We start from the raw sequence: 6,236 nt of genomic DNA, 5'->3' as shown, positions 1-6,236 counted from the left end.
TACTCCGGTGCCTCGTTGGGTTACCAGTGCGCTGCCATCCTCGGAGGCATGTCGCCAATGGTTATGGTCGGCCTCGTCAACGGTCAGGTGGACAACATCTGGCGGGTCGGTATCATGATCGCCGTCCTCTCCGCCGTTGCCCTGCTGTGCCTGCTCGGTCTGGTTCGACGCGACGCGAAACGACGCGACGAGATCCAGCTCCCGGTCTAAACACGATCTGCTGCTCGTGCGGTGTCGGATATCAAGGAGACAACCGACACCGCACGACTTTTCATCGTCCTCGGCCGAGCGCGGGGATGACGGGCTTGTTTCCCTTAGTCACACGATTACCCGCACCCTCACTTGCTGGCCGCCTCGGTCGGGAGAAAGCCACGGTCATCTCTGCGCTGTTGCGCTACTCAGCGCGGTGGTTCCGGCCCTTTCCGCCGCTCCCCGATGGGCCTTGCGCTCTTCCGAGCCTGTAAGCGTCGCCGTGCGCCTGTTCGACGGCCCCTGTTCGACGGCACTGCTGGGCGGGGTTCCGGGGTGGGCGCAGGATCGCAGATGGTGGGATGGGGAGAACCGGTTCCTCATTCCGGAGGTGATCGAGCCTGAATGGCCGTAGTTCGTCCGTGTCTACCGCTCTGCATCGGTGTCCCGAGCGAGAACTATGTAACCGATCAATCGTTCGGTGATTTGGGGCTCATCGCCGTTGGGGTCGGTGTTGCACCATGGACAGAGCCAAGTCTGCATATCGGTCGGCGAGTTCTTCAGGGTGTAGCAGTCCACTAGGTCGCCACCATGAGCACACAGATTGCCCCATGCTGATGATGCCGCGTACCGCGTCGCGCGGAAATTCCGTCTCGAAGGCACCCATCTCGACACCACGCTGGATGACGTCGTGAAACAGCGCCTCTTGTTCATCGCGCAGTGCTATGACGAGACGGCGCCCCGACTCGTTGATGCTGCGTAATTCCGCCGCCGCCACGACGGCATCGAGCTGGCGTGTGGTGTGAAATATAACCCATGCCCGAACGAGGGCTTGTAGCTGGGAACCCGGCGCACTGCCCGCCCGCAACAGCGCCCCTCGGGTCATTGCAATTGCATCGTGAAGTGCCCGAATAATGATGTCCTGCAGTATTTCTTGCTTGGACTTGAAGTGATGGTAGATGGAGGCGACCGTGATGTCGGCATCGCGAGCGATGTCGCGCATCGATGTGCCGTGGTATCCGCACGCATTCATGTTGTGTACAGCGGAGTCGAGGATGGCCTGTCTACCGGTGGTAGTCCCGGTCGACCCCATGTGTGCTGCGCCCATTGCCTGTCTCCGTCCACCCGGCGTACTTGACACAGGGTAATGACCACGATGCAGCTGACCTACTACGCCATGCTCGGCTCTACGCCGAGTTCGTGTCCATCTAGGTCGGGGATAGCCGTTGGTGCATCTCGTGTCCCCACGTTGCGACGTGTCAGCGAGTAGGGCTCCAGCGACGATTGACGGCAGCGGGGTTGACCACTTACCGTAGTTCCAGCTAACCGAACGATCGCTTGGTTCTCCCTAGCTTGCATCCCGGAAAGAGGCTTTGATGGCCACCTCCTCGGCTTCTTCGACGCCCCACGGCGCGTCCAGCGCCCCATCGACAGCGACGACACCTACACGGCGTCGCGCCGCCCGCAAGGCGGCCTTTGCGGCAACGGTTTCGACATCCCTCGAGTGGTATGACTTCTACATCTATGCCACCGCCGCTGCGCTGGTGTTCAACAAGACCTTCTTTGCCACCGGCAGCGAGGTGGTCGCCGCCCTGAACTCCTTCGCCACGGTTGCCGTCGGCTTCGTCGCCCGGCCGATCGGCGGGATCGTAGCGGGCCATTTCGGCGACAAGGTCGGGCGCAAACCGGTCTTGGTCATCTCCATCTTGCTGATGGGGCTTGCCACGACCTTGATCGGTTTCGTGCCGAATTCTTCGATCGCCTGGCTCGCCCCGGCGATGTTGGTGACCTTGCGTCTTTGTCAGGGCCTGGCCGTGGGGGCACAGTGGGGCGGGGCAGTGTTGTTGGCCACCGAGTACGCCCCTGCGAACCGTCGAGGCTTCTACGGCAGCTTCGCCCAGCTCGGCATCCCGGTCGGGGTAATTCTGGGTAACGGAGTATTCCTGGCGGTAACGTGGGCGGTGTCCCCGGAAGCCTTCATGTCATGGGGTTGGCGGGTGCCGTTCTGGATCAGCCTGTTCATGTTGTTCGTCGGTTTTGCCATCCACCGATACCTGGAGGAGACACCCGAATTCCAGCAAGTGGAGGCGAAACTTGAGGCCGCCCCGGCGCAGCGGCGTTCCCCCGTCCTCGAGGTACTGCGGCACAACAGCGGTACCGTATTGTTGGTTGCCGGTACCTACCTGGTCGGCATCGCGATGTTCTACATCACCATTACAGGCGCGGCGCAAGTGGCCACTACCAATTTGGGCATCACTCGCTCCGAGGTCCTGGGTTGGATCTTGCTCGCAGCGGCGGTGCTTGTGCCGTTAGGTCCGTTGGCCGCGTATCTGTCGGATATCTACGGACGCAAGCTTATCTACGGTATCGGTATCGTCGCCATGGGCTTGTGGGCGGTGCCGATGTGGATGTTGGTCGGGTCCGCCACGCCGGGCAATACCGTGCCGTTGGGTATCGCGTTGGTTGGGTCGTGCGTGGCGATGTCGTTCCAGAGTGGCCCGCAGGCCGCGCTGTTCGCCGAGTTGTTCCCGCCGGAGATCCGCTACTCTGGAGCGTCATTGGGCTACCAAGCGGCGGCGATCCTCGGTGGCATGTCGCCGATGGCGATGGTTGCTCTGGTCAACGGTGAGGTCGCCAATATTTGGCGTGTGGGGCTGCTGGTTGTGGGACTTTCCGTTCTCGCCCTCGCATGCTTGTTGGTCCTTGCCCGTCGTCGCCGCTGACTCTTCGCACACTGACTGTTTGGAGTATCGATGTATCCCGGTGCTTATCTCGACACCGCCCCGAACAAGCCGGCCGTGATCATGGCCGGCACTGGCCACACCGTCACCTTCGCCGAACTCGAATCCGGGTCCGTCCGGATCGCCCGTCACCTGCACGCCCTGGGCCTACGGCGCGGCGACCATGTCGCGGTACTCGCCACGAACTCGGCTCGCGTATTCGACATATACTGGGCAGCAATGCGATCCGGTTTGTACGTGACGATGGTGAACTGGCATCTCACCCCTGCCGAGGCGGCCTACATCGTCGCCGACTGCGGCGCGAAGGCCGTCGTTGTCGACGCGGCGCTCGACGCGATCGCACGCGAGCTGGCCGCACTGACCCCGGCCACCGAGCACCGGTTGGCGTTCGGTGGCCCAATAGCCGGGTATACCGATCTGGACAAGGCGGCCGCGGCCGAATCCGATTCTCCTATGGACGATCAGCCCCGCGGGGCAGACATGCTCTACTCGTCCGGTACCACCGGTCGCCCTAAGGGCATCAAGCCTGCACTGCCGGATCGCCAGGTCCACGAGCCCGGCGACACGATGACCGCGATGAACGCTTCGGTATGGGGCGTGAACTCGGAGACCGTGTACCTGTCTCCCGCGCCGCTGTACCACGCGGCGCCGCTGCGCACCTGCGCTGCGGTGCAGGCACTCGGGGGCACGGTCGTCGTGATGGACCGCTTCGACGCCGAGAAGGCTCTTGAGTACATTGAGCGGTACCGCGTGACGTACAGCCAGTGGGTACCTACGATGTTCGTGCGCATGCTCAAACTTCCCGCCGACGTACGTGCGCGCTACGACGTGTCCAGCCTGCAGGTCGCCGTGCACGCCGCGGCCCCCTGCCCAGTCGAGGTCAAGCGGCAGATGATCGCGTGGTGGGGCCCGATCCTGTCGGAGTACTACTCCTCCACCGAACTCAATGGCCTCACGCTGGTCGACACCGAGGAATGGTTGCGCAAACCAGGCACGGTGGGCAGGGCCGCTCTGGGCGTCATTCACATTTGTGGCGAGAACGGCGACGAGCTGCCCACCGGGCAGATAGGCACGATCTACTTCGAACGCGACGTGTTGCCGTTCGAATACCACAACGCACCGGAGAAGACCCGCGACGCCCAGCATCCGGACCACCCTGCGTGGACGACGACCGGAGACGTCGGTTACCTGGACGAGGACGGCTACCTGTTCCTTACCGACCGCGGGTCGTTCATGATTATCTCGGGTGGGGTCAATATCTACCCGCAGGAGATCGAGAACGCGCTCATCGAGCATCCGAAGGTTCTCGACGCCGGGGTGATCGGCGTACCGGACGCGGAGATGGGCGAAATTGTGACGGCGGTGGTCCAGCCGACTGCCGGGATCGCTGGGGACGACGCTCTTGCCGAGGAGCTGACCGCGCATCTGCGTGAACGCGTCGCCAAGTACAAGCTTCCACGCCATATCCTGTTCGCACAGGACCTCCCCCGTACTCCTACCGGAAAGTTGGTAAAACGTACGCTGCAAGAGCGTTTCACCGGCGCCCAGTTGTGACCGAAGAGCCAATTGCGGCCTTTGAAGGGTCGGGCTGAGCACTATTTATAGGCGTCATGGAGATTGGTGCTCCACGTTGGTGCGATACGCGATCGGAGTCCCCGTGTAGCTGACCTCCGAGTCACATCAAGCAAGAAATAAGGGATCGGTCACCGACAATTGCGAAGGGATGCTCTGGGCAAGCTTCCGGTGGCCTTGGGTTCAACACGTCGAGCGCCCTTATTTTCGGGAGAGCGCGTTGCCTGGCAGCCGCACGCGTGATCCGGTCCGAAGGCGTGCCGAAACAGCGCTCAAGATCTTGGTGAGTGAGCTCGATCGGCCTTCTGCGAACGTAAATGACGGGAGGCCGATCGAGTAGGTGCGTGTGAAGCGTTGCGGGGCCGGTAGGTTCGATCCCGCAGTCTTGGACGGGCGCGAGGGTGCGAACGTGTGTGACTTCCGGTCTATGGTGTGACGGCAGAAGGGAGTGTTCGGCTCGCCGCAACCCGGTCGATACGGGCCAAATCCTGCTGACCTTCATCGCGATTCCCTATGTCGTTCCCCTGAGCACCGCCTTGCCCAACGGCCGGCTACTGGACAAGGCGGAAGGAGAATATACGGTGCGATCGCTGAAACGACCCTCTCGGGTTCAGAGCCAATCTACGGGATAACGCCGCTGTCTCAAGATGTGGTCGTGACATCTACTCAGAAGCTGCCATCTCAATGGCAGAGACCAACGGCGTCGCCCAGGCGGAGCTGTCGGCGCAGTATCCGCACGAACCAGCACATCTCATGCTCGGGTGTTCTCCCTCTGGTGCCGCTGGGCCCACAGGCTGTCAGGTCCCGAGGAAGAATCGAGCCGATTCGTCGAGCGCAGCAACGTGGACAGTGTTAGGGCATGGTCGAGCTCGGGCACAAGCGCGACGAATACCTAGCAGAGCTGAGCCCGGCGCGCGGATCGCAGCCCCAGACGCAAAGGGACGTGTCGTCCCTGCGGTTGAGGGATCTGCCTATGGTTCCTGCTCTTGTGTCCCCGATCGCAGCGTCGGCGTCGTCCGCGGCTGTCGGCGCCCGTCCGCTCCCTGGTTCCGGGCCGCCGGCGGCTCAACCTCGATCCCGTCGTCGAGCGCGGCGGATCGTGAGGAATGATCCGCAGCCGTCATTCGGGCCCGCCCCACGTCGAAATCTTCTCGCCGAAGGCGAATTGTGTCTCCGCTGTGGTCCTCGCCTTGCCGGCGCGTTTGGGTTCAGTCGACGAGGTAATGGGCTTCGATGTAAGCGACGGTGGAGTCGCAGGGTTCCCCGGTGGGTTTGAGCCCGAAATCTCGGAAGACCGACGCGGTGGCGCGGCGCGCCCCTCGGTTGTGGGCGCCGGCGTTGCCCCAGGACTGTTTGAGGGTGTGGGTTACGACTTTGTCGATCTCCTCGGCGAGGTATCCACCGATACCTGGAGGAAACCCCAGAATTCCAGGAGGCCGAGGCCAAACTGGCCACCGCACCGGCCAAGCGCAGGTCCCCGATCCTGGAGGTCATCCGTCATAACGGCGGCACGCTGCTTCTGGCCGGCGGCACCTACCTCGTCGGTATCGCGATGTTCTACATCACGATGACCGGCAGCGTGCAGGTCGCTACCACCAATCTCGGAATGGCCCGCTCCGAAGTGCTCTTCTGGGTCCTTATGGGCGCGCTGGTGATGATCCCCATCGTCCCGACGACGGCCTACCTGTCGGACCGATTTGGTCGCAAACTGATCTACGGCATCGGCATCGCAGG

At 62.7% G+C, this 6,236-nt stretch carries 3 protein-coding genes and 2 pseudogenes; 4 read left to right on the top strand and 1 reads right to left on the bottom strand.

Annotated features, from left to right (window positions below; genetic code table 11):
• Positions 1 to 210 (top strand): annotated as a pseudogene (locus ACLBYD_RS30330) (hypothetical protein); the annotation flags it as partial.
• Positions 211 to 682: 472 nt separating this feature from the next.
• On the opposite strand, the gene ACLBYD_RS30325 reads toward ACLBYD_RS30330, so the two are convergent.
• On the bottom strand, positions 683 to 1,297 hold the full coding sequence (locus ACLBYD_RS30325) for a TetR/AcrR family transcriptional regulator (RefSeq protein WP_447819351.1): 615 nt from the start codon (positions 1,295 to 1,297) through the stop codon (positions 683 to 685).
• Positions 1,298 to 1,565: 268 nt separating this feature from the next.
• On the opposite strand from ACLBYD_RS30325, the gene ACLBYD_RS30320 reads away from it, so the two are divergent.
• The 3 genes and pseudogenes from ACLBYD_RS30320 to ACLBYD_RS30310 form a co-directional block, all read left to right on the top strand.
• Complete coding sequence (locus ACLBYD_RS30320; RefSeq protein ID WP_447819350.1) at positions 1,566 to 2,912, top strand: MFS transporter; 1,347 nt, start codon at positions 1,566 to 1,568, stop codon at positions 2,910 to 2,912.
• A 30-nt stretch (positions 2,913 to 2,942) separates the two neighbouring features.
• Positions 2,943 to 4,484 (top strand): acyl-CoA synthetase, encoded by a 1,542-nt coding sequence (locus ACLBYD_RS30315; RefSeq protein WP_447819349.1) that lies wholly within the window; start codon positions 2,943 to 2,945, stop codon positions 4,482 to 4,484.
• A gap of 1,570 nt (positions 4,485 to 6,054) precedes the next feature.
• A pseudogene (locus ACLBYD_RS30310) lies at positions 6,055 to 6,236 on the top strand (MFS transporter); the annotation flags it as partial.

Source organism: Rhodococcus sp. C26F (genome assembly GCF_053345925.1).
The sequence above is the reverse complement of the archived record's forward strand: the minus strand, read 5'-3'. Positions and strand labels throughout refer to the sequence as shown.

What these genes read in the sequence shown, in the direction of transcription:
- ACLBYD_RS30315 (WP_447819349.1), top strand. Translation starts at nt 2,943, where the DNA reads ATGTATCCCGGTGCTTATCTCGACACCGCCCCGAACAAGCCGGCCGTG.
- ACLBYD_RS30325 (WP_447819351.1), bottom strand. Translation starts at nt 1,297, where the DNA reads ATGGGCGCAGCACACATGGGGTCGACCGGGACTACCACCGGTAGACAG.
- ACLBYD_RS30320 (WP_447819350.1), top strand. Translation starts at nt 1,566, where the DNA reads ATGGCCACCTCCTCGGCTTCTTCGACGCCCCACGGCGCGTCCAGCGCC.